This is a genomic window from Rhizobium sp. IY2 (genome assembly GCF_047532935.1).
Taxonomy (GTDB): domain Bacteria; phylum Pseudomonadota; class Alphaproteobacteria; order Rhizobiales; family Rhizobiaceae; genus Rhizobium; species Rhizobium anhuiense.
The window spans coordinates 236,231-258,917 of sequence record NZ_JBLKNU010000011.1 but is presented as its reverse complement, the minus strand read 5'-3'; the positions used below and the strand labels follow the sequence as shown (position 1 = coordinate 258,917).

21 protein-coding genes are annotated in these 22,687 nt (G+C 61.6%); 2 read left to right on the top strand and 19 right to left on the bottom strand.

What is annotated here, in order from left to right:
* Nucleotides 1-592: 592 nt before the first annotated feature.
* Nucleotides 593-1,516 (bottom strand): LysR family transcriptional regulator, encoded by a 924-nt coding sequence (locus tag ACMUVN_RS27725; RefSeq protein WP_063474776.1) that lies wholly within the window; start codon nt 1,514-1,516, stop codon nt 593-595.
* Between the two features lie 260 nt (nt 1,517-1,776).
* Here ACMUVN_RS27725 and ACMUVN_RS27720 point away from each other — a divergent pair, with 260 nt between their 5' ends.
* On the top strand, nt 1,777-2,595 hold the full coding sequence (locus tag ACMUVN_RS27720; RefSeq protein ID WP_047617206.1) for an alpha/beta fold hydrolase: 819 nt from the start codon (nt 1,777-1,779) through the stop codon (nt 2,593-2,595).
* Between the two features lie 532 nt (nt 2,596-3,127).
* Here ACMUVN_RS27720 and trmB read toward each other — a convergent pair.
* The 16 genes from trmB to ACMUVN_RS27640 form a co-directional block, all read right to left on the bottom strand.
* Nucleotides 3,128-3,829 carry a tRNA (guanine(46)-N(7))-methyltransferase TrmB gene (gene trmB / locus ACMUVN_RS27715; protein ID WP_047617202.1) on the bottom strand — a complete coding sequence of 234 codons (702 nt, stop codon included), beginning with the start codon at nt 3,827-3,829 and terminating at the stop codon, nt 3,128-3,130.
* Between the two features lie 8 nt (nt 3,830-3,837).
* Entirely contained in the window at nt 3,838-5,076 is a 1,239-nt protein-coding gene (gene metK / locus ACMUVN_RS27710; RefSeq protein WP_018485328.1) for a methionine adenosyltransferase, read from the bottom strand.
* A 178-nt stretch (nt 5,077-5,254) separates the two neighbouring features.
* Entirely contained in the window at nt 5,255-5,674 is a 420-nt protein-coding gene (locus ACMUVN_RS27705) for a helix-turn-helix domain-containing protein (RefSeq protein ID WP_028757650.1), read from the bottom strand.
* 150 nt (nt 5,675-5,824) lie between these two features.
* Nucleotides 5,825-7,429, bottom strand: a complete 1,605-nt coding sequence (gene lnt, locus ACMUVN_RS27700) for an apolipoprotein N-acyltransferase (RefSeq protein WP_063474775.1) — start codon at nt 7,427-7,429, stop codon at nt 5,825-5,827.
* Between the two features lie 234 nt (nt 7,430-7,663).
* Nucleotides 7,664-8,809, bottom strand: coding sequence for a hemolysin family protein (locus ACMUVN_RS27695; protein WP_047617198.1), 1,146 nt, complete (start codon nt 8,807-8,809; stop codon nt 7,664-7,666).
* Nucleotides 8,806-9,321: an rRNA maturation RNase YbeY gene (gene ybeY, locus ACMUVN_RS27690; protein WP_028757285.1), complete on the bottom strand. Its 516-nt coding sequence runs from the start codon at nt 9,319-9,321 to the stop codon at nt 8,806-8,808. Before ybeY ends, ACMUVN_RS27695 begins: the two co-directional genes overlap by 4 nt.
* The gene (locus ACMUVN_RS27685) at nt 9,321-10,373 is read right to left on the bottom strand and encodes a PhoH family protein (protein WP_028757284.1); all 1,053 of its coding nucleotides are present in this window, start codon (nt 10,371-10,373) and stop codon (nt 9,321-9,323) included. The genes ybeY and ACMUVN_RS27685 overlap by 1 nt, the downstream gene beginning before the upstream one ends.
* An 18-nt stretch (nt 10,374-10,391) precedes the next feature.
* Nucleotides 10,392-11,798, bottom strand: a complete 1,407-nt coding sequence (miaB, locus tag ACMUVN_RS27680) for a tRNA (N6-isopentenyl adenosine(37)-C2)-methylthiotransferase MiaB (RefSeq protein WP_063474774.1) — start codon at nt 11,796-11,798, stop codon at nt 10,392-10,394.
* A 49-nt stretch (nt 11,799-11,847) separates the two neighbouring features.
* Complete coding sequence (locus tag ACMUVN_RS27675; RefSeq protein WP_047617195.1) at nt 11,848-12,645, bottom strand: lysophospholipid acyltransferase family protein; 798 nt, start codon at nt 12,643-12,645, stop codon at nt 11,848-11,850.
* Between the two features lie 27 nt (nt 12,646-12,672).
* Nucleotides 12,673-13,101 (bottom strand): Fur family transcriptional regulator, encoded by a 429-nt coding sequence (locus ACMUVN_RS27670; RefSeq protein WP_007633774.1) that lies wholly within the window; start codon nt 13,099-13,101, stop codon nt 12,673-12,675.
* Between the two features lie 82 nt (nt 13,102-13,183).
* Complete coding sequence (locus ACMUVN_RS27665) at nt 13,184-13,684, bottom strand: GNAT family N-acetyltransferase (RefSeq protein WP_174824480.1); 501 nt, start codon at nt 13,682-13,684, stop codon at nt 13,184-13,186.
* On the bottom strand, nt 13,681-14,343 hold the full coding sequence (tsaB, locus tag ACMUVN_RS27660; RefSeq protein ID WP_063474773.1) for a tRNA (adenosine(37)-N6)-threonylcarbamoyltransferase complex dimerization subunit type 1 TsaB: 663 nt from the start codon (nt 14,341-14,343) through the stop codon (nt 13,681-13,683). The genes ACMUVN_RS27665 and tsaB overlap by 4 nt, the downstream gene beginning before the upstream one ends.
* Nucleotides 14,344-14,432: 89 nt before the next feature.
* Nucleotides 14,433-14,999: a NifU family protein gene (locus ACMUVN_RS27655; RefSeq protein WP_028755485.1), complete on the bottom strand. Its 567-nt coding sequence runs from the start codon at nt 14,997-14,999 to the stop codon at nt 14,433-14,435.
* Nucleotides 15,000-15,105: 106 nt separating this feature from the next.
* Complete coding sequence (locus ACMUVN_RS27650) at nt 15,106-15,597, bottom strand: universal stress protein (protein WP_028755484.1); 492 nt, start codon at nt 15,595-15,597, stop codon at nt 15,106-15,108.
* Nucleotides 15,598-15,705: 108 nt separating this feature from the next.
* The gene (trpS, locus tag ACMUVN_RS27645; protein ID WP_028755483.1) at nt 15,706-16,770 is read right to left on the bottom strand and encodes a tryptophan--tRNA ligase; all 1,065 of its coding nucleotides are present in this window, start codon (nt 16,768-16,770) and stop codon (nt 15,706-15,708) included.
* A gap of 162 nt (nt 16,771-16,932) precedes the next feature.
* Nucleotides 16,933-17,331, bottom strand: coding sequence for a VOC family protein (locus ACMUVN_RS27640; protein WP_028755482.1), 399 nt, complete (start codon nt 17,329-17,331; stop codon nt 16,933-16,935).
* 186 nt (nt 17,332-17,517) lie between these two features.
* Here ACMUVN_RS27640 and ACMUVN_RS27635 point away from each other — a divergent pair, with 186 nt between their 5' ends.
* Nucleotides 17,518-17,946 carry a YcbK family protein gene (locus tag ACMUVN_RS27635; protein WP_049810846.1) on the top strand — a complete coding sequence of 143 codons (429 nt, stop codon included), beginning with the start codon at nt 17,518-17,520 and terminating at the stop codon, nt 17,944-17,946.
* Nucleotides 17,947-18,056: 110 nt separating this feature from the next.
* Here ACMUVN_RS27635 and murJ read toward each other — a convergent pair whose 3' ends face one another.
* The gene (gene murJ / locus ACMUVN_RS27630) at nt 18,057-19,637 is read right to left on the bottom strand and encodes a murein biosynthesis integral membrane protein MurJ (RefSeq protein WP_028755480.1); all 1,581 of its coding nucleotides are present in this window, start codon (nt 19,635-19,637) and stop codon (nt 18,057-18,059) included.
* Nucleotides 19,638-19,653: 16 nt separating this feature from the next.
* Complete coding sequence (locus ACMUVN_RS27625) at nt 19,654-22,560, bottom strand: [protein-PII] uridylyltransferase (RefSeq protein WP_414815729.1); 2,907 nt, start codon at nt 22,558-22,560, stop codon at nt 19,654-19,656.
* Between the last annotated feature and the right edge of the window lie 127 nt (nt 22,561-22,687).

The following is a 22,687-nucleotide window of genomic DNA, read 5'->3' as shown; positions in this document are numbered from 1 at the left end:
CACACCGCAGATATCAGCCGTAGATCAAAATCTCCATAGCCTCCGACTGTGGTCCGCGGGTTCCTTCCTCGGGGACTTTCGTACGCCTGGCGGCGCCCGAAACTCTTCACGTAAGCCGACTGGCAGCTTTTTGGCGCTCACACGCGATAACAGACATCCAGCGAGGAAAGATCAGCGCCATCCCTGACCGATGCGGACGCTTGATCACTATGAGCGTTTCTTCCGCTTTGCGGCCAAAAGCGGTGAGCAAGCGGTAACTATGCGACCAAACACCAACTGTTCGAGTAAGATCTTCAGCTTCGACGGATTTGGGTCTAGAGAGCATTTCCCCGACATCTGAGTTAGTATTGCGACTGAGGAACCGAATTCAGCCACAGGAGAGCTGGTGTGGACGTTGCCGCTTGGTTGCGAGGAATCGGTGTCACAGCCCTTGAATAGCGTCGACCTCTGATAGTGGTGAAGCCTGCCGTCCACTTTTGCCTCGCGCTCCTTGATCGGAAAAGTCGAGATGGGTCGATACCCGAAATTCGAGAATGCTGAACAAGATTCGGGAGCACGCCAACAAGCAGAAATCGCATGAGCTTGATCTCTGCTATGGAATTTCAGCATAGCGGATGATGCTCTGATTTTGGACGTTGGCGACTAATTCATCAGAGCGAGACAAAAATCGGCGGAGCAAAGGTGAGGAATTTGAATCGTTGTATCCTAAGGTGAGATCAATTGTCGGAGGCACACCCTCAAGTGCTCTAGCAACGACATTTGGCGTCAGCATATTTTGCGCATAAAGCGGAATAAGCGTTATTCCACCTGTAGACACGACGAGCGACATTGCTGACGGCAGGCCTTCGCCTTCGTACTCTGCCTTGAGGGTGATCCCAACGTTCGACGCGTAATCTTGGATCACGGATTGCAATACGGGAGAAATTCTAGCCGAACTGACGTAAGTTTCGCGGGCAAGGTCCTGCGGCCGGATCTTTTTGCGCGACGTCAAGCGATGGTCCGCCGGCAGTACGGCGATCAGTGGCTCCTTGGCTAAAAACTTGAAGGACACACCAACACTCTGCGTCTCGGGGCGAAGGAACGCGACGTCCAGCTTGCCTCGCATCAGTGCCAGAGCAAGGTCCGGGGAAGACTGACTGGACAATATGATTTCAACCTCCGGCGCTTCCTCACGAATAATGCGCAATGCATGGGGTAGCCACACGACCTCTTGCCCTGCGAGAAAACCGATAGTGAACGACTGCTTTTCTGGCCGTTCTGCCCGCCGGGCCCCTTCCGCAGCCGCCTCGACTTGCAATAACGCCAGCCGCGCGTGATCAAGAAACACTTTACCGGCGGCGGTGAGCGTCACGCCGCGCGACTGCCGTTCCAGCAGCTTTACACCGACTTCGGTTTCCAGATCGCGAATTTGCCTGCTGAGTGAGGGCTGGGACGTGTGAAGCCGCCGCTCTGCTGCGGTCAGTAAGCTTCCCTCCTCCGCAACAGCAACAAAATAGCGCAAATGCCTCAGCTCCATCGGATCCTCGCTATACCTTTAAGGCATAGCTCGAACGTACAAGGTATTTGTCTTCGATAGAAGGGGGATTTAATTAACGTCGCAATTTCGGGATACAATCGAACGCGCCTCACCGGAGTATTTCGCCTGCGCTTCGAAAAGAAAGATGAGGCATGCGTGGCAATATTGCGTTGATTATTGCAGTGGCGCGTGGATGAATGGCTCTAATTGATTATTTTGACCTTCAAAGGAATGTTTAACAGCGCAGAGGGAGAGACTCGATGCCTACAATCACTACCACGGACGGCGTAAACATCTTCTACAAGGACTGGGGCTCAGGCCAGCCGATCGTTTTCAGCCACGGCTGGCCGCTGTCGGCGGACGATTGGGACGCCCAGATGACCTTCTTCCTTCGCCAGGGCTACCGGGTGATCGCCCACGACCGGCGCGGCCACGGCCGATCCGACCAGCCCGGCACCGGCAACGACATGGACCACTGGGTTGCCGACCTCGCGGCCCTGACCGAGCACCTCAACCTGCGCGACGCGATCCACATCGGCCACTCCACAGGTGGCGGTGAGGTGGCTCGCTATGTCGCTCGCCACCCGGAGCGCGTCTCGAAGGCGGTACTGGTCGCTTCCCTGACGCCGAACATGTACCGGAGCGAGGAAAACCCGTCCGGTCAGCCGCCGGAGTGGTTCGATGCGATCCGAGCGGGCGTGCTGGGCAACCGGTCGCAGTTCTTCCGGTTCGTCCCTGAGAACCCGTTCTACGGTTACAACCTCGACGGGGCCGAGCCTTCGGAGGCGATCATTGCGAACTGGTGGCGCCAGGGCATGGCCGGTGGTGCCCTGGCTCACTACGCGACTGTCGACTCTTGGCTGGAAGATTATACCGAAGACCTCAAGAAGATCACCGTGCCGGTGCTGGTGATGCATGGCGAGGCCGATCAAGTCGTCCCCTTCGCAAGTTCCGTGCCGCGTGCGGTCGACCTGCTCAAGAACGGGTCGCTGAAGACCTACCCGGGCTACCCCCATGGCATGCTGACCACACATGCAGATGTCCTCAACCCCGACCTGCTCTCGTTCATCAGGTCTTGACGACATCGACCGGACCGCGGCCTTCATCCAACGTCGGCCGGACGATCTGTCACCCGGCAGTGCCGGGTGACACCTGTTGGTGCTGGTACGTGGAGCGTCCCCGGAGGGTGCTTCCGACAGTGGCAATTTGCTTGGCGCGTAGTGAAAGATGCAACTTGTCGCGCTTAAATTTTTCGTTGCGGTGGCCGATTACTCCACCGGCCGAAATGGCTCGGCGTCTCGGCTTCGACATCTGGGAATTAAGAGCGGGGGGATGTCCGTCGATTTAATGTCGGAAGTACCACCGGCTTCCGAAGTGCTCATTATAGGCGCTCAGCTCGATGGCAGCTTTTGGAACACTGACCATAGTGTCTGAACGGCTGAAATGAGGCGCAAAGCGGTCATGAATGCAGAGAGCGCCAACGGCAGCTGAGAGCCATCAGCAGTCATTGGTGCCACTTGTGACGTGACGGAATACCAGAAAGTTCCAGCAGCCCCGGGCAATCCTTCGCGCCGCCGAACATTGCGTCTGTCCGCCGACTTTCCTTGAGCCTCAGATCTTCCTGAACGTCAGATAGGCCGAAGAGCGGCCCTCGCGCCGGGCCTTGGTCTCGTAGCGCGTGCTCGGCCAGCCCGCATAGGGGGTGAGCCAATCCGCTGCATTCTCGGCCACCCAGTCGAAGCCGCCATGGTCGCGGCATTTGAGCAGCGTCCAGTTCACATAGGTGTCGATGTCGGAGGCGAAGCAGAACAGGCCGCCGGGCTTCAGCACGCGATGAAAGCGGTCGAGATTGGTCTTCGAGACGAAGCGCCGCTTCCAGTGCTTCCGCTTCGGCCAGGGATCGGGATAGAGCAGATCGATCTGATCGAGCGAGGCGTCCGGCAGCCAGTCGAGCAGCTGTGTCGCGTCGTCATTATAAACGCGGATATTGGACGTGCCGGTCTCGCCGATGCGCGACAGCAGCTTCTGCATGGAATTGACGAAGGGCTCGACGCCGATGAAGCCGGTCGACGGCGTCTCCAGGGCGCGGTGGATCAGATGTTCGCCGCCGCCGAAACCGATTTCCAGCCGCAAGCGCTCGACCGGAACCGGGAAGAGGGACGTCAGCGGCGCCGGGGGCGCCGCCGAGAGATCGATCAGGAATGCCGGCAGCAGGCTGTTCAGCGTCTCGGCCTGCTGTTCGCGCAGAGCCTTGCCTTTGCGGCGACCGAAAAAGGCTTCGGTCGCCCGGCCGCGACGTTCCATATCCGTCATGCTTTATCTCAGGCCTTTACGCTTTCCTTGAGCGCCTTCACGAGGTCGGTGCGCTCCCAGGAGAACGAGCCGTCGCGGCCGGCCTTGCGGCCGAAATGGCCGTAAGCGGAGGTCTTGGCGTAGATCGGCTTGTTGAGGTCGAGATGGCGGCGGATACCGGTCGGCGAAAGGTCCATGTTCTTGCGGATCGCTGCCTCGATCTGATCCTCGGTAACCTTGCCGGTGCCGTGCAGGTCGACATAGATCGACAGCGGCTGGGCGACGCCGATCGCGTAGGAGATCTGGATCGTGCAGCGGTCGGCAAGGCCGGCGGCGACGACGTTCTTGGCAAGGTAACGGGCGGCATAGGCGGCCGAACGGTCGACCTTCGTCGTGTCCTTGCCGGAGAATGCGCCGCCGCCATGCGGAGCGGCACCGCCGTAGGTGTCGACGATGATCTTGCGGCCGGTGAGGCCCGCATCGCCGTCCGGTCCGCCGATGACGAACTTGCCGGTCGGATTGATGTACCACTTGCAATCGTCAGCGATCTTCAGCTCGCCCAGCGCTTCGCGGATATAGGGCTCGACGACGGCGCGAACCTTGTTCGAATCCCAGCTCTCGTCAAGATGCTGGGTCGACAGCACGATCGAGGTTGCTTCCGACGGCTTGCCGTCGACGTAGCGCACGGTCACCTGGCTCTTGGCGTCGGGGCCGAGCTTGGCGACTTCGCCGTCGCCCTTCTTGCGGGCGACTGCCAGCAGCTGCAGGATCTTGTGGGAATAATAGATCGGGGCCGGCATCAGGTCCGGCGTTTCGCGGCAGGCGTAACCGAACATGATGCCCTGGTCGCCGGCGCCCTCGTCGCCCTGCTGGTCGGCGGCGCTGTCGACGCCCTGCGCGATGTCGGCCGACTGCGAATGCAGCAGCACGTCGATCTTGGCCTTCTTCCAATGGAAGCCGTCCTGCTCGTAGCCGATATCCTTGATGGCGCGGCGCGCGGCGGCCTTGAACTTCGACGGGTTGATGACGTCCTTGCCGTCCTTGTCCTTCTTCATCAGGCTCGGCGGCAGGCGGACTTCGCCGGCGATGACGACGCGGTTGGTCGTCGCCAGCGTTTCGCAGGCAATGCGCACGCCCCACGGATTGACGCCGGTCTTGGCCGCTTCGCGGTAGACCAGATCGACGATCTCGTCGGAGATGCGGTCACAGACTTTGTCCGGATGACCCTCGGCAACAGATTCGCTGGTAAAGAGATAATTCGCGCGCATTTCGGGATTCCCCTCAAAGAATAAAAGCCAGCTAGTAGGTACTCAGTTCGAGGCTTGATGACAAGCGCAGAAGGACATAAATATATCTTTATATCTGCGGCAAAGTGACAAATTTTGCCCCAAAAACGCAGAAAAGGCGGCCTTTCGACCGCCTTTCGAATTCCACGCCTGATGTGGTTCAGTCGGCGTCGGCTTCAGCCGCAAGCGCCTTCACCAGCTCCACGACCTTGCGGCGAACCTTGGGATCGGAAATCTTGACGAAGGCGCGGTTGAGCTGCAGGCCTTCCGAGGAAGACAGGAAATCGACGACGTAATTCGAGCTGGAGGCCTCGGCCATGCCGCCCATGGAGCCGGTATGTTCGCCGGGCGCGTCCTCGAAGAAAAAGGAAACCGGAACATTGAGAATGTTCGAGATGTTCTGCAGGCGGCTTGCGCCGACGCGGTTGGTTCCCTTCTCGTATTTCTGGATCTGCTGGAATGTAATGCCGAGACTTTCGCCCAGTTTCTCCTGGCTCATGCCAAGCATCGTTCGGCGGAGACGAATACGGCTGCCAACGTGGATGTCGATGGGATTTGGCTTCTTCTTGTTTTCAATCATGGTCGTGCCCTAGCTAAGAATTTCAACTGTTTCTAACCGGCATGCCCCTGATCCATCCCAAAACGCCACGTTGCAGGCGGTAAGAACCCACCTTCAAACATACGCTAAGAACGCCGATTGTCATCACTATGCAATTTTAGGGGTTTTTGGTCAATTCAACCCGGAAATAAAACCTCTACGAGAAATTAGCGCAATCAAAATGAGCAGCGACTCGGTCAACCAGAAGTATGTTTGCCGGGGGATTGGCGTTCCGTCCCCTTCGCCGAGCCTATCAAGAGTTGCATCGATAAAGCCGGTTTGCTCGAGATCGAGACCGGCGATAATTTCCCCATGTGCGTTCACCAGCGCCGAAATGCCGCTATTGGCATCACGAATCAACGGCAGGCCGGTTTCGACAGCCCGGACCCGCGCCTGCTGGAAATGCTGATAGGGTCCGGGTGTCGCGCCGAACCAGGCATCATTGGTGATATTGAGGATCGCATTGGCGTCTTTGATGTCGCCGGTCATTTCATCGGGGAAAATAATCTCGTAGCAGATCAGCGGATAGAGATTGAGCCCGCCGGGCAGCGCCAGCAGGTGCCGGCTTGCCGCGGCCGAAAATCCTCCCGGTATCTCGACGACATTCTGGATGCCGAATTCGGTGAGCACGTCCTCGAACGGCAGATATTCGCCGAAGGGCACCAGATGCACCTTGTCGGAGGCGGCGATGATCTGGCCGCGGCCGTCGATCACGTAGATGGAATTATAGTAGCGCGCAGGCGTGCCCGGTCCCATCTCCTCGGCGCGGACGGCGCCGGCGATCAGGATCTGGTTGTCGTCGAGCGTATCGGCGATCCGCGTCAGCGCATCCTGATTGTCTGTCAGGATGAAGGGGATCGAGGTTTCCGGCCAGACGATGATGTCGGGCTTGCGTCCGCCATTCCTCGGCGCTTCGGCCGACAGCTTCAGATGCGTCTCGAAGATCGCATTGCGGTCGGCGTCGTTGTCCATCTTCGCCGCCTGATCGATATCAGGCTGCACCAGCCGCACCACCGGCCGCTTGTCCTCGGGCAAGGCTTCCGGCCGCGGCGCGAGATGGAGGGCATAGGCCCCGTAACCGAGATGGGCGGCAAACAGCGCCACGGCGAGCGCGATGCCGCCGCGTGCATCTTGGCGTGTCCCGGCAAGCGCCGGGGCGGAAAAGATGAAGACGGCAAGCGCCGTCACCCCCATCGCCCCGATCACATGCGCCGACTGCATCATCAGCGGAACGGGCATCATGCCGTAGCCGATGGCGTTCCAGGGAAAGCCGGTGAGGATCACGCTTCGCAGCCATTCCATCAGCCCGAAGCCGGCCGCCAGCGCGGCGATCCGCCCCATGCCATCCGACCAGAAGATGCGGGCAAGGGCGGTCGCCAGCCCGTAGAAGATCGCCAGACAGGCCGGCAGCCCGAGGATGGCTAAGGGCAGCGCCCAGGCGAATTCCTCCTGATCGACCAGCAGCGCATGGCCGAGCCACCACAGGCCCGCGACGAAATAGCCGAAGCCGAACAGCCAGCCGGTTGCAAATGCCGGCCACAGCCTGCCGACCAAGCCGCTTTCAGGCGAAGCCGCCACCCCGTCGATCAGCCAGACGAGCAGCGCGAAGGAGATGAACATTGCCGCGAAAAAGCCGATGGGCGGCAGCGCCAGAACCGCAAATGCTCCGGCGGCGATGGCCAGCAGCGACCGTTTGAAACCCCAGACGAGGATAACCCTGTCCGCAAGCCGCTCCATGCGCACTCCCATCAAACCGCGAATCAACCCGTTCGCAGTCTTTCAAAAAAGCGGCTCTTTGTCCTGTTAATGGATGTTAATGCATGTCGCCCGGAGATGTGCGGCGGTGCCGGGACAACGACAGGCACAAAAACCAACAACTGAAGGGCATCGCATCAATCAAATGGAATGCGACGCTCCAACCTTCACGCATCGTGCTTTCCGAAAATCGATTCCAATTTTCGGGCCGAAGCGCTAGTTGGCAGCCGATTCCGCCGGCCGGTCGTCGCCGGTCTCGGAGCCGGGAGTGGAGTCGCCATCCGCCTTGGCGCGGCGGCGCATCGCATGGCGCTTGCGGGTGATACGCAGCCGCTTGATGCGGCGCGGATCGGCGTCGAGAATATGGAATTCGAAGCCGGGCAATGCCTGGACGACCTCGCCGCGCACCGGGATGCGGCCGAGCGCCGAGAAGATCAGCCCGCCCAGCGTATCGACCTCGTCGACCTGCTCGCTGATGTCGAAATCCGGCCCGATCGCTTCGGCGATCTCTTCCAGTTCGACACGAGCATCGGCGATGAAGACGTCTTCGGCGACGCGCTTGAACATCACCTCTTCGTCGTCATGTTCGTCGTCGATGTCGCCGACCACCATTTCGACGATGTCCTCGTGCGAGGCGAGCCCGTCGGTGCCGCCATATTCGTCGATGACCAGCGCCATCTGGGTGCGGTTCACCTGCATGCGGCGCAACAGGTCGGACGCCAGCATCGACGGCGGCACGAACAGGATCTTGCGGATGATGCCGGCCTCGGCCAGCGTCTTCTGCAGGTCGACGCGGGCGAGATCGAAATTTGGCTTGGCCGAACGCGTGGGCTTCTGGATGTTCTCAGGCGCAACCTCGATCGCCGGTACGCCAGCGGCCGGTTTCGCCGGGCCGCGGCGCTTGTTGCGCGCCTGCTTGGCGACATAGGAGAGCAGGTCGCGGATATGCACCATGCCGCGCGGATCGTCGAGCGTATCGGCATAGACGGGCATGCGCGAGCGGCCGGATTCCTCGAACAGGATCATCAATTCGCCGATGGTGATGTTCTGGTCGACCGCCTCGATATCGGCGCGCGGCACCATCACGTCGGCGACGCGCACCTCGCGGAAGCGCAGGATATTGTGCAGCATCGCCCGTTCGTCGGGCGAAAAGGCGTCGTCGCCGGCCGCATCGGTCATCAGCGCGTCGGCGAGATCCTCGCGCAGTCGCGAGCCCTGCTGCGGGCGAAGGATGCGCGCGGCGCGCGACCAGAAGGATTGGGATCGGCCGGATGGCCGACTACTACTGCCCGCCTCGTCCGAAGAGGAGGATGGCTCGGAGTCCTTGGCGTCTGCCGCCGGCTTCGTCGTAAAGTCGCTCATGGTTCCATTTTAAGGTCTTGACCCTCGTAGGGATCAGATAGGCCGAGCTGCGCCAAAATGCGAGTCTCCAGCCCCTCCATAATTTCGGCTTCAGCACTATTCATATGGTCGTAGCCGAGAAGATGCAAGAAACCGTGCACCAGAAGATGGGTCAGGTGGTCGTCGAAACTCTTTTCGAGCTCGTGGGCTTCCCGCTCCACCGTCTCCCGGGCGATGATGATGTCGCCGAGCATCGGACCGGGCATTTTGCCGGGCTGCACCGGAAAGGCCGGAAACGACAGCACATTGGTCGCCTTGTCCTTGCCGCGCCATTCGGCGTTGATGTCCTGGATCGAGGCATCGTCGGTAAAGACGAGCGAAACCTCGGGCGGCATCTTGGGGAAGGGCTGCTTCTCGCTGTCGCGGAGATAGATTGCCGCGGCGCTGAGCACGCGTTCGCAAAACGACAGCAGCGTCTCCTCGCCGGGCCAGCCGATATCCTCGACGCTGATCTGGATGTCGAGTTCGGCCATCAGTCCTGCCGGCTGACGTCTTCGGCTTCGACGGCATAGGTGGAATCATAGGCCCTGACGATGCGCCCGACCAGCGGATGGCGCACGACATCGGTATCCTTGAAGCGCACGATCGAGATGCCCTCGACGCCGTTCAGAAGCTGCAGCGCCTCGACGAGGCCGGATTTGACACCGCGCGGCAGGTCGATCTGGCTCGGGTCGCCGGTGACGATCATGCGCGCATTTTCGCCGAGACGCGTCAGGAACATCTTCATCTGCATCGATGTCGTGTTCTGCGCTTCGTCGAGGATGATGGCGGCGTTGGCCAGCGTCCGGCCGCGCATGAAAGCGAGCGGCGCGATTTCGATGACGCCGGCGGTGATCGCCCGATCGACCTTGTCGGCCGGGATCATGTCATAGAGCGCATCATAGAGCGGGCGAAGATAGGGATCGACCTTTTCTTTCATGTCGCCGGGCAGGAAGCCGAGGCGCTCGCCGGCTTCGACCGCCGGACGCGACAGGATGATCTTTTCGACCGCCCCGCGCTCCAGGAGCTGGGCGGCATGGGCGACGGCGAGATAGGTCTTGCCGGTGCCGGCCGGGCCGACGCCGAAGACCAGCTCGGCACGCTCCAGCGCCCTGATATAGGCGTCCTGGGTCGGGGTGCGGGCGATGATCGTTTTCTTGCGGGTGGAAACCTGTGCCATCGTCAGCTTTGCCTTGCGCTCCATTGTGGGCAGGCTGAGCTGATCGTCGGCGGCGACCGCCATGCGGATTGCGCCCTCGACATCGGATCTTTCCACGCTGCCGCCTTTCTGAAGCTTTTCATAGAGATAGTCGAGCGTGCGCCGCGCCTGGTTGGTGGTCACGATATCGCCTGTGATGACGACCGAATTGCCCCGCGCCCGCGCATCGATATTGAGCCGTTCCTCGAGCAGCTTGAGGTTCTGGTCGAATTGACCGAAGAGCTCGCTAGCGAAGCGGTTGTTCTCGAACGTCAGGACGAAGTGATTGGTATCGCTCGGCGTGCGGGGGTGGCGCGGTGAAGAAGAAACCAATTCTTGTCCGTTCAAGCGGTCGGGCTCCTTGGGTTAAACCGCAGCCTCTGCGCGTTCGGCAAACAGGCTGTTCGTTCCGGTTCCGGTGATTCGCACTTTAATAATGTCACCGATTTGCGATGCTTTTGCATCAACATTCACGGATTGAAGCCAGGGAGAACGTCCGATCAGTTGTTCCGGCATGCGACCGGGCTTTTCGAGCAACAGGTCGATCTCTTTGCCGATGCAGGATTCGGCAAATTCCTGCTGCTGCTTCAGGAGAAGCGTTTGCAGGCGTTCCAGCCGTTCTGCCTTGATCTCTTCCGGCACCTGGTCCTTCAGTTCCGCGCCGGGAGTGCCCGGCCGTGTCGAGTATTTGAACGAGAAGGCCTGTGCATAACGAACCTCCTCCACAAGCCTGAGTGTATCCTCAAAATCCTTGTCTGTCTCCCCCGGAAAGCCGGTGATGAAATCGCCAGACAGGGCGATGTCGGGCCGCACCGTGCGGATGCGCTCGATCAGCGTCAGATATTCGGCCGCCGTGTGGCGTCGGTTCATCGCTTTCAAGATACGGTCCGACCCCGATTGCACCGGCAGGTGCAGATAGGGCATCAGCGCTCTCAAGTCGCGATGGGCGTCGATCAGCCGGTCGTCCATGTCGCGTGGATGGCTGGTGGTATAGCGCAGCCGCGCCAGGCCGGGGATCTCGGCAAGGCGGTAGAGCAGGTCGCCGAGGCTCCACGCCTCGCCACCCGGCCCGGCGCCGTGCCAGGCATTGACGTTCTGCCCGAGCAGGGTGATCTCGCGCACCCCGCCCTCGACGAGCTTTTCAGCTTCCTCGACGATCTGGGAAACCGGCCGCGACACTTCCGAGCCGCGCGTATAGGGCACGACGCAGAACGTGCAGAACTTGTCGCAGCCCTCTTGCACCGTCAGGAAAGCGGTGACGCCGCGGGCGCGGATTTTTCGGCTCTCTGCGATCGGCAGATGCTCGAACTTGTCCTCGATCGCATATTCCGTATCGACGACGCGTTGACCCTGCTTGGCCCGGCGCAGCGCCTCCGGCAGGCGGTGATAGGTCTGCGGGCCGATGACGACGTCGACGGCAGGCGCCCGGCGCAGGATCTCCTCGCCTTCGGCCTGGGCGACGCAGCCGGCAACGCCGATCATCATCTCCCGGCCATCCGCCGCCTTCTTCTTTTTCATCTCGCGCAGCCGCCCGAGCGCCGAATAGACCTTCTCGGCCGCCTTCTCTCTGATGTGACAGGTGTTGAGCAGAACGAGGTCCGCCTCTTCCATGTCTTCGGTCGGCTCATAGCCGTCACGGGCGAGCGCATCGCTCATGCGCGTCGAATCGTAGACGTTCATCTGGCAGCCATAGGTCTTGATGAAGACCTTGCGGCTGTTGCTGCCGTCGGGGATTGCCTCCGGGGCCTGGAGAAGGGCGCTGTCCTGTGTCATGGCGCGCTATTTAGTGGTTTTTGCCGCCCGAGAAAATCGAAATCTTGTTTCAGGAGATTTCCCTCCCGCGCAGGCGGCTGTTCAGGAGGTTGCGGATGCGCAAGGCGATCGTCGCGCTCACCTCCTTGCGATTGGTCTCGGTGCGGTAATCCACCGCCTCGCCGAAGGAAACCTCGGCGTCGATGGCGCCGCATCGGACGATATCGAGGAGATGCGGCAGGAGTTCGATATCACCCGGCCAGGCGGCGAGCGGCCTGTGATAGCGGCCCATGGCGATACCGTGCACGCGGGTATAGGCAACCGCCACCGGCTGCACCACGACGGTTCCCGTTGGCGAATAGGGCACGGCCATCGCGGCGGCGCCGAACAGCGAAGACTTGACCTCCAGCAGCCGGTTGCCGTCCGAGGTCGTGCCCTCGGGGAAGAGCACGACGATCTCGCCGTCGGCCATGCGCCCGGCGATCTCGTTTGCCTGGTGACCGGTCTTGCGCCTCTCCTCGCGCACGACGAAGACGCTCTTCTGCAGCTTGGCGAGCGTGCCGAAGATCGGCCAGTCGCGCACCTCGATCTTGGCGATGAAGGCGACGTCGGCAACGGCCGACATCACCATGATATCCATCCAGGACGAATGGTTGGAACAGAGCATCAGCGGCCGGCGGTCTTCCAGCCTGCCGGTCACGCGGACGCGGATGCCGAGGCAATAGCAGACGATGCGGTGCCAGATGCGCGGGAGCCTGCGGCGCAGCCGCCAGTCGAAATAGAGCGCCAGCAGCTGCAGCGGCATCAGCACGATGCTGGCCGCGAGAATGACGACAGCGGCCAAGGCGATGCGCAGCCAGGCGATCAAATGCTGGTCTCCCGGGCTGCCATTGCTTCAGAGGTCTTCCTTCTTCAACGGAACGCCGTAGAGCTCCAGACGATGGTCGACCAGCCGGAACCCATGCTCGCGGGCAATACGCTCCTGCAGCGCCTCGATCTCGGGCGAACGGAATTCGATCACCGTGCCGGTCTTCAGGTCGATCAGGTGGTCGTGATGTTCTTCCGGCACCGTTTCGTAGCGCGAGCGCCCGTCGCGGAAATCGTGGCGGGCGATGATGCCCGCGTCCTCGAACAGTTTCACGGTGCGGTAGACGGTCGAGATCGAGATCTTCGCATCGACCTTCACCGAGCGGCGGTAGAGTTCTTCGACGTCGGGATGGTCTTCCGAGTCTTCCAGGATGCGCGCGATCACGCGGCGCTGCTCGGTCATGCGCATGCCGCGTTCGGTGCAAAGCTCCTCAAGGGTCTTGGCTACATCAGACATGGCCCGCCTTTAAAGAAATTCGTGTTTCGACAACGCCGCACGGCGTTCGCGCCGGCCTGCATGTCATCTCGCTGACAGGGAACTACCGAAGAACGCGCTTCATGACAAGCGCCGTGGAGAGGGCGCCGTTTTCCTGCTTGTAGTAACCTTGGCGCTCGCCGACTTTTTCGAAGCCGAGCTTGCGGTAGAGGCCAAGCGCTGCGGTATTGCCGTTGTCGACCTCGAGAAACATGCTCTCGCCGCCGCGGGCGCGCGCCTCGCGCATCGCCGCCTGCATCAGCCGCCAGCCAAGCCCGGCGCGGGCGACCTTCGCCTGCACGGCGATCGTCAGGATCTCCGCCTCGCCGGCGACATGGCGGGCAAGAATGAACCCCGGAAGCGGCTTTTTCAGGATGGCGTTGGTCTGGCGCGCGACGAAGCCGAACACGGTGTCCTGCATCAGCAGGCCGTGAAATTCACCGTCGCCCCAGGGCCGGGCGAAGCGCTCGCCGTGCAGGATGGCGACATCGCGGCAATCCTCGCGCTCCATGGCGATGATTTCGAATTCCGGTTTCAGCGTCAGATAGGCTTCCAGCATCGTCATACTCGTCGGGCAATCGCATACCCGGCCTGCGGCTTGGCATCGGGTCCGCGCAGATAAAGGGGCTTCGGCTTTCCGGAATCGGGGGAGGCGGCAGCACCGAGGCGCGCCACCACGGAGATCGGGAATCGGTTGGCGTGATCGCCGCCGGCATCCGCCTTCAGCAGCGGTGTTGCCGAACCGGTGATCTCGCCGTCGAAGCCGGCGGCAAAAGCCTGGGCCTCCCCAATGCTGACCGCCCGGGGGGCGTCGAGCGGAGAACCGTCGGCTGCAAAGGATTGGAGATAGATTTCGTCCCGCTTGGCGTCCATTGCCGCGAGCACCGCGCGATCAGGCGTCTTGTCGCGCTGGGCAGCGGCCATGACTTCGAGCGTGGTAACGCCGACGGCCGGCACATTGAGGGAAAGCGCAAAACCGCGGGCTGCGGCAACACCGACGCGGATACCGGTAAAGGAGCCGGGACCGATGGTGACGGCAAGCCGGTCGATATCAGAAAGGGCAAGTCCCGCCTGATCCAGCGCGCGATCGACGATACCAATCAGATGTTCAGCATGCCCCTTGCCGATCATGTCCGATGCCTCCCCCAGCATCGTATTCCTGCCGCTGTCGTAGACGCCGGCAGCGCAATCTACACCTGCCGTGTCGAGCGCCAGAATGATCATGCCATCAATTTCCGAATAAACCAGTGTCGCCTATCGATAAATTCGCCTGGCCGAACCTGAGATGAACGACAGGGACGAATTCAAGATTTTTAAGCGGCAATCACTTCCTGCACTTCCGGAACGAAATGGCGCAGCAGGTTCTGCACGCCGTGCTTCAGCGTTGCCGTCGAGGATGGGCAGCCGGCGCAAGAACCCTTCATGTTCAAATAGACCTTGCCGTCCTTGAAGCCGCGGAAGGTGATGTCGCCGCCGTCCTGGGCAACGGCCGGGCGCACGCGGGTCTCCAGAAGCTCCTTGATGGTCAGCACGATCGATTCATCGCCTTCGTCGAAGAATTCGTCGCCGGCATCGGCGTCTTCGGAGAGGATGGAGGCATCGCCCATAACCGGCTTGCCGGACATGAAGTGCTCCATGATCGAGCCCAATATAGCCGGCTTAAGATGCTGCCATTCGGCATTGTCCTTGGAGACGGATATGAAATCATAGCCGAAATAGACGCCGGTGACGCCGGGGATTTCGAACAGGCGGGCGGCGAGCGGCGACGCTTCAGCTTCTTGCGCGCTGCGGAACTCGGCCGTGCCGTTTTCCATCACCACCTTGCCCGGCAGGAACTTCTGCGTGGCGGGGTTCGGCGTGGCTTCGGTCTGAATGAACATCTGGTTCTCCATGCGGACGGCCCGTCGGCTCCGCCGTCTTTAGAATTCTTCAAAAGAAGATAAGCCCATTGCCTGAGCTAATCAAGAGACTTGTACTCAAGAAAAGCTAGCAGAGGGCGTCGATTTCCTCGTTGGTCAGCGTATCCGGCAGCACGGTGACCGGGATCGGAAAGGCGGCGGCGCGGCCGGCGACCGACGAGACCAGCGGCCCCGGGCCTTCCTTGGCCGAACCGGCGGCCAGGACCAGGATCGCCACGTCGCGGTCTTCCTCGATCACGGTATTGATCTGTTCGGCGGCACTGCCCTCGCGGATGACGATCTCGGGCTCGATACCGATCGTTTCGCGCACGATCTGGGCGATCTTGGCAACGACCGCCTCGGCCTCCTCGCGCGCTTCCGCCCGCATGATCTCCTCGACTCCAAGCCATTGCTGGAAATCCCCGTCGGGGATGACGTAGAGCAGCACCAGCCCGCCATTGGAATTCTTCGCGCGCCGGCCGGCATAATGAACGGCGCGTTGGCATTCGGGTGTACCGTCGATCACCGCCATGAATTTGCGGCGATGACCTTCGAGCCGTGAGAGTCGTTTCGATACCATGGCGCGGACTCTGACACCCGAAGCGGGAAATTTGCAAGCCCAGTTTTTGCCCTGATGTCCGAGAACAAAATCCTCTTCTCCCGCGGCGGGGAGAAGAGGAGATCTATCTCAGTAGAGGAAGCCGATGACGTCGCGCACCTGGCGCATCGTCACCTCGGCGCGTGCCCTGGCGCGCTCGCCGCCCTGGCGCAGGATCGCGTCGATGTGGCTGGTATCGTCCATCAGCCGGCGCATTTCACCGGTGATCGGCGCCAGCACCTGGATGGCGAGGTCGACCAGCGCCGGCTTGAAGACGGAGAATTGCTGGCCGCCGAATTCGGCGAGCACATCCGCCTTCGACTTGTCGGCAAGTGCGGCATAGATCGCCACCAGATTGTCGGCTTCCGGACGGCCCTGCAGCCCGTCGACCTCGCTCGGCAAACCGTCCGGATCGGTCTTTGCCTTGCGGATCTTCTTCGAGATCGCGTCCTCGTCGTCCATCAGGTTGATGCGCGACAGGTCGGAAGGATCGGATTTCGACATTTTCTTGGTGCCGTCGCGCAGCGACATGACCCGCGGCGCCGGTCCGCCGATCAGCGGCTCGACCATCGGGAAATAGGCGTGCACCGGCTCGTTGCCGACGGTGATGTCGATGCCGTAGTCGGTCCTGCCGATATGCTCGGCATAATCGAGGTTGAACTTCATCGCGATGTCGCGGGCAAGCTCCAGATGCTGCTTCTGGTCCTCACCGACTGGCACATGGGTGGCGCGATAGACGAGAATGTCGGCCGCCATCAGGCTCGGATAGGCGTAAAGCCCGAGCGAGGCCTGCTCGCGGTCCTTGCCGGCCTTATCCTTGAACTGCGTCATGCGGTTCATCCAGCCGATGCGGGCGACGCAGTTGAAGATCCAGGCGAGTTCGGCATGCTGCGGCACGGCCGACTGGTTGAAGACGATATGTTTTTCCGGATCGATGCCGGCGGCGATGAAGGCGGCGGCGATCGAGCGCGTCTGGCTCGGCATGTCCTCATGCACGAGCTGGGCGGTGAGCGCATGCATGTCGACGACGCAATAGATGCAGTCATTGCCTTCCTGCAGCGCCACGAACCGGCGGATCGCGCCGAGATAATTGCCGAGATGCAGATTGCCGGTCGGCTGCACGCCGGAGAATACGAGTTTCTTGAATTCGCTCATGTCGTCCTCAATAGGCTGGTGGAGGGCCCACAGCGCCGCGCGTCTTTTCAGGCGCGCAAAGGACGCTGTAACAGTTCAAATTGCTGCGTTATGCGGCAGGGTTTTCACCCATGTTGCTAACGCCGCGGCTTATGCACGGCCGCCCGGTCGCAATCAAGGGGTTCAGGCCGCGTGATGCTGGATCAGATCGAAGGTGTTGCCGTAGGGATCCGCAAAGACCGCGACCGTGCCGTAGAGCTCATGGCGCGGCGCCTCCAGAAAACGCACGCCGGCGGCCAGCATCGCGGCATGGTCGCGCATGAAATCGTCGGTCTTCAGAAAGAAGCCGACACGCCCGCCCGTTTGATTGCCGATTGCCGCCCGCTGCGCCGCATTTGCCGCCTGCGCCAGCAGAAACGCCGCTCCGTCTTCGCCCTTGGGCTTCACCACCACCCAGCGTTTGCCCTCTGGCTGTCGCTCATCCTGCAGGCAGTCGAAGCCGAGGGCATCGCAATAAAAGGTCTTGGCGCGGTCGTAGTCGTCGACCACGAGGGTGACGAGGAAAAGCGACTGGATCGTCATGTCTATCTCCCGATTGAGACGTTTATTCCATTTTGGATCGGAAATATCCGTTATTTTAAGCCGAATTGATCAAGCTATTTACTCACAATTGAGTATAAAATTTCACAGAAAAGCTTTTTTTGAACTGAAAATCCTCCGCCTGATGCCGGTGCCGTTGGGGTCGCCGGATAGCCGATCGGAGCGACCATGCAGAACGCAACTTTGCTCGCCATGGCAGGCCTTTTCGCCCTACAATCAGCAACGGGTGCTGTCGGTCAAGAGATCAAAAGGCACGCCGTCCATCTTCCCCAACATGAGGCGCGCACCGCCTACACAGTGCAGACCGTCAGCGTCCGGGCCGGCTGCTTTCCCGAACGGCTGCGGGCGATCCTGTCGCATATTGCCGCAAAGACCGGGCGACGCCCGGTAATAACCTCTGGCCACAGACCGCATCCCCGCCGCCATGGCTCCCTACATGGGAAATGCCTGGCGGCCGATATCAGGATGCCCGGTCTCTCGGAACGCACCATCATCGCGGCGGCAAGAAGTGCGCCCGGCATCGGCGGCATCGGCACCTATTGCAATGGCATCGTCCATGTCGACGTCGGACCGCAAAGGCGCTGGGTCGACTGCTAGAGCGCCGTGCGTCCTTTCGGACGCACAAAGGACGCTCTAACACTTTCAATCTTCGCATCGCGCTTTCCGAAAATCGATTCCGATTTTCGGGCCGATGCGCTACAGCGCGATTACGCGTCTTCTGCCGGGGCCGGCTTGCGGTTCAGATTGCGCCTTATCATGCCGAGATCCGCCCCGCCGATCAGGAAGGCGGCGGCGAAATAGACCAGCATGGCGATCGCAATCAGCAGTCCGAGGGCGCCGATCTTGGTGAGAAGCGGCGCGCCGGAGGCGAGCCACGGCGCCCAATATTGCTTGAGGAAGACGATGGCCGCCCCCATGACGGCTGCGGCGACGACCAACAGGGCGGCGCGTTTTGCCAGCGCCCATTCCCATGTCAGATGGCCGCGGCGCAACAGCGTGGTGAACAGCAGCACGGTGCTGATCCAGCCGGCGGTGGCTTCGGCAACGGCGATGCCGGGCGCGCCCATATAGGGGAAGAGGGTCAGCGCCGTGGCGCAGTTGGTGGCGACTGCGATGGCCGAAAAGCGCATCGGCGTCTTGGTGTCCTCGCGGGCATAAAACCCCGGCTGCAGCGCCTTGATCAGCACGAAGGCCGGCAGGCCGATGCCGTAAATCGCCAGGATCGCGCCGACGACGGCGGTGTTTTCCTGATGGAAGGCGCCGCGCTCATAGAGCACGCGGATGATCTCGTCGGAGAGGATCCAGAGCGCGAAGGCGGCGGGAATCGTCAGGAACAGCACGAATTCGATCGAGCGGTTCTGCAGGTTTCCAGCCTCGCGCAAATTGCCGCCCTTCAGCGCCCGGGCAAGCTCCGGCAGAAGCACGACGCCGACGGCCACACCGACGACGCCGAGCGGCAGCTGGTAGATGCGGTCGGCATATTGCAGCGCTGCGATGGCGCCGTCGCGCGAGGAGGCGATCGCCTGGCCGATCAGCTGGTTGATCTGGGTGATGCCGCCGGTCACCGCGGCCGGCACCGCCAGGATCAGCAGCCGCTTGACGTTGGGCGTCATCTTCGGGAAGCGGAAGCCGATGCTCATGCCGGCCGCAAGCACGCCGACATAGACGACGGCGAGCTGCAGCACGCCGGCGGCAAGAACGCCCCAGGAGAGATACCAGGCCGTCGCCAGCGGATCGGCGCCGGTATAGAGCGCATAAAACAGCGCCCCGATCATCACCACGTTGAGGAAAACCGGCGCGATGGCGGCGGCGAAGAAATGATGCAGTGAATTCAGCATGCCGCTCATCATCGCCGTCAGCGACATGCACATCAGATAGGGAAACATCACCGCAGCCATGCGGATGGTGATCGAGAATTTGTCGGGATCGTCGGCAAAACCCGGCGCGATGACGAAGCGCACCAAGAGCGGCATGGCAAGCTCCATCACGATGGTGATGAGCAGCAGCACCGAAAACAACACGCCGAAGACTTCTTCCGAAAAGCGCTTGGCGCCCTCCGTGCCGTTCGCCTCGATCTCCTTGGCAAAGAGCGGCACGAAGGCGGCGTTGAAAGCGCCCTCGGCAAACAGCCGGCGGAAGAGGTTCGGAAAGCGGAAGGCGGCGTAGAAGACGTCGGCCATCGGTCCGGTGCCCAGCGCCGCCGCCATCAGCGTTTCACGGGCGAAGCCGAAGATGCGGCTGCCGAGGGTGGCGCCGCCGACGGTCGCGAATTTCTTGACGAGGCTCATGCGTTGGGGCTCATGCTCATATGGGGGAACCGGCTTTCTTTTCGGCGGAAGTCGGGGTCCGGGCGGTGGCGGCCGGCGCGATGATGCCGGAAGGCATGCGCTCGCGCAGCTCGTCTTCCTCCTCGGCCATGACCGCCTTCATCCGGGCGGTGATGTTGGCGCGCTTGCTGTCGCCGGAGATTTTCTGGCCGACCAGATCGGTGACGTAGAAGGTGTCGATCACCTTCTCGCCGAAGGTGGTGATGCGGGCCGACTGGATGTCGAGCGACAGATCGGAGAGCACGGCGGTGATTTCCGACAGCAATCCCGGCCGGTCGAGGCATTCGACCTCGATGACCGTGAACTTGTTCGACAGGCTGTTGGTGATGTTGACCGACGGCGGAATGACGAAGGCCTTGCTTTTCTTGCGGTTGCGCGTGCGCGTGGCGATGACCTCGGGCAGCCGCTTGCGGCCGGACAGCACATCCTCGATCATCCGGCCGATCGTCGCGGCCCGGCGCAGCTCGTCGGCATCGTCGGGAAATTCGCGGCTGACATGGATGGTGTCGAGCGCCCGCCCGTCCGATGTCGTGAAGATCTGCGCGTCGACGATGTTGGCGCCGGCCGCGGCACAGGCGCCGGCGATGACGGCGAGCAGCCGCGGATGGTCGGGCGACAGCACGGTGATCTCGGTGATCGCATGGAAACTGTCGGTCCGCACCGTGGTGGCGAGCGCCTGGCCCGCTTTGTCGGCCTGACGGATGAAATTCGCGTGGCGAATCTGGTCTTCCAGCGGCACGGAGAGCAGATAGGGCTGGTAGTGCAGCTTGGTATAGGTGTTGCGGTCCTTCTGGCTCCAGTCGGCAAGGGCCGCATGCAGCGCCTCGGCGGCGGCATTGGCCCGCTCCTTGCGGGAAACCTCGGAAAAGCCGCCGGCGAGCAGCAATTCAGTTTCATAATAGAGGGTGCGCAGCAGCTGGCCCTTCCAGCCGTTCCAGACGCCCGGACCGACGGCGCGGATATCGCAGATCGTCAGGATCAACAGCATCTTCAGCCGCTCGAGCGACTGCACCCGATCGGCGAAATCGGTGATCGTCTTGCGGTCGGTGAGGTCGCGGGTCTGCGCCACCATCGACATCGTCAGATGTTCCTCGATCAGCCAGACGACGATTTCGGTCTGTTTCTGCGACAGGGCGAAGCGGGTGCAGAGCTTGCGGGCGACGCGGGCGCCGGCGATCGAATGATCCTCCTGGCGGCCCTTGGCGATGTCGTGGAGAAGAACGGCGAGATAAAGCGCCTCGCGGTCTTCGATGCCCGAGATCAGCTTGTTGGCAAGCGGATGCAGCTCCTCGGCGCGCCCCTTGTCGATCTCGGAGAGAATGTCGACGGTGCGGATCAGATGTTCGTCGACCGTATAGTGGTGATACATGTTGAACTGCATCATCGCGACGATCTTGCCGAATTCGGGGATGAAGCGGCCGAGCACGCCGGCCTCGTTCATGCGGCGCAGGATGAGCGCCGGATCGCGCTTCGACGTCAGGATCGACATGAACAGGCGGTTCGCCTCGTCGTTTTCCCGCAGGCTATTATCGATCAGGGCAAGCGACCGGGTGACGCGTTTCAGCGCGTCCGGATGGAATTCCAGCCCGTTGATGTCGGCGACGTGGAAGAGCCGGATGATGTTGACCGGATCGCGCTTGAAGACTTCCGGATCGGCGAGCGCAATGCGGCCGCGGTCTTCGACGAATTCGACGCTGCCGGCGATCTTGCGGTTGCGATGGGTGAAGCGGCTGATGACGCCGGTCAGGCCGGGGATCGTCTTCGCCTGCTGGTCTTCGAGCGCGGCGCAGAGGATGCGCGTGAGATCGCCGACATCCTTGGCGACCAGGAAATAGTGCTTCATGAAGCGCTCGACGGCCGAAAGGCCCGGGCGGGTGTGATAGCCGAAGGCTTCGGCGATCTCGCGCTGGATGTCGAAGGACAGGCGCTCCTCGGCCTTGCCGGTCAGGAAGTGCATATGGCAACGCACCGCCCAGAGAAAATCGTCGGCTTTCTCGAGCAGACGGTATTCGTGTTTGGACAGCACGCCGAGCTTGACCAGCTCCGCCTGGTCGCGCACGTGATAATAATATTTCGAGATCCAGAACAGCGTGTGCAGGTCGCGAAGCCCGCCCTTGCCTTCCTTGACATTCGGTTCGACGAGATAACGTGTGTCCCCGGCCTTGCGGTGGCGCTCGTCGCGCTCGGCAAGCTTGGCGGCGATGAATTCCGGGCCGGTGCCGGTGACGATCTCCTTGTCGAAGCGGGTCTCGAGTTCGGTTTCCAGCCGCTGCAGGCCGCAGATATAGCGCATCTCGAGGATAGCGGTGCGGATCGTCATGTCGGATTTAGAAAGCGCGATGCATTCCTCCACCGTGCGGGTGGCGTGGCCGACCTTGAAGCCCATGTCCCAGAGCACGTAGAGCATGAATTCGACCGCCTTGTGCGTCTCTTCGGCCGGTCTCGGCAGGAAGAGGAAGAGCAGGTCGATATCCGAACCCGGCGCCAGCGTGTCGCGGCCATAGCCGCCAACGGCGGTGACCGCGAACTTGTCCTTCTGCCGCGGAAAGATATGGGCGGTGGCAAAATTGTAGAGGACGGTGATGATCTGGTCTTGCAGCCAGGAAATCCGGTAGGCGCAATTGAGCCCACCGCCGTCGGCCAAGAGGGCGGCGCGCGCCTTCTGCCGGCCTTCCGCGCTCGCCTTTTTCAGCACCGCCAGAAGATCGGCGCGCAGGAGGTCGGGCCGGTTGCTGTTGGCCTCGGCAACGGCGTCGCACTGCTTCTGCAGCAATTCGACATCGAGGATATTGGAGAAATCGAGGTCGCGCATCGCTGTCGCCGGGGCGGTTTCCTGTTCATGCCGGACTGCCGGTTCACGGTCTGCCGCTTGTTTCGTCTGCATGCGCTATAGCCCCTTTGCCCGGCGATTGACACGGGCTTTCATACTGCAAGAACCTTTAAATTTGGCGAAATGGTGTTGGTTCACGGCAAGAGGCGAGGGCGCTTTGACGCAAGGCGCGGGCTTTTTG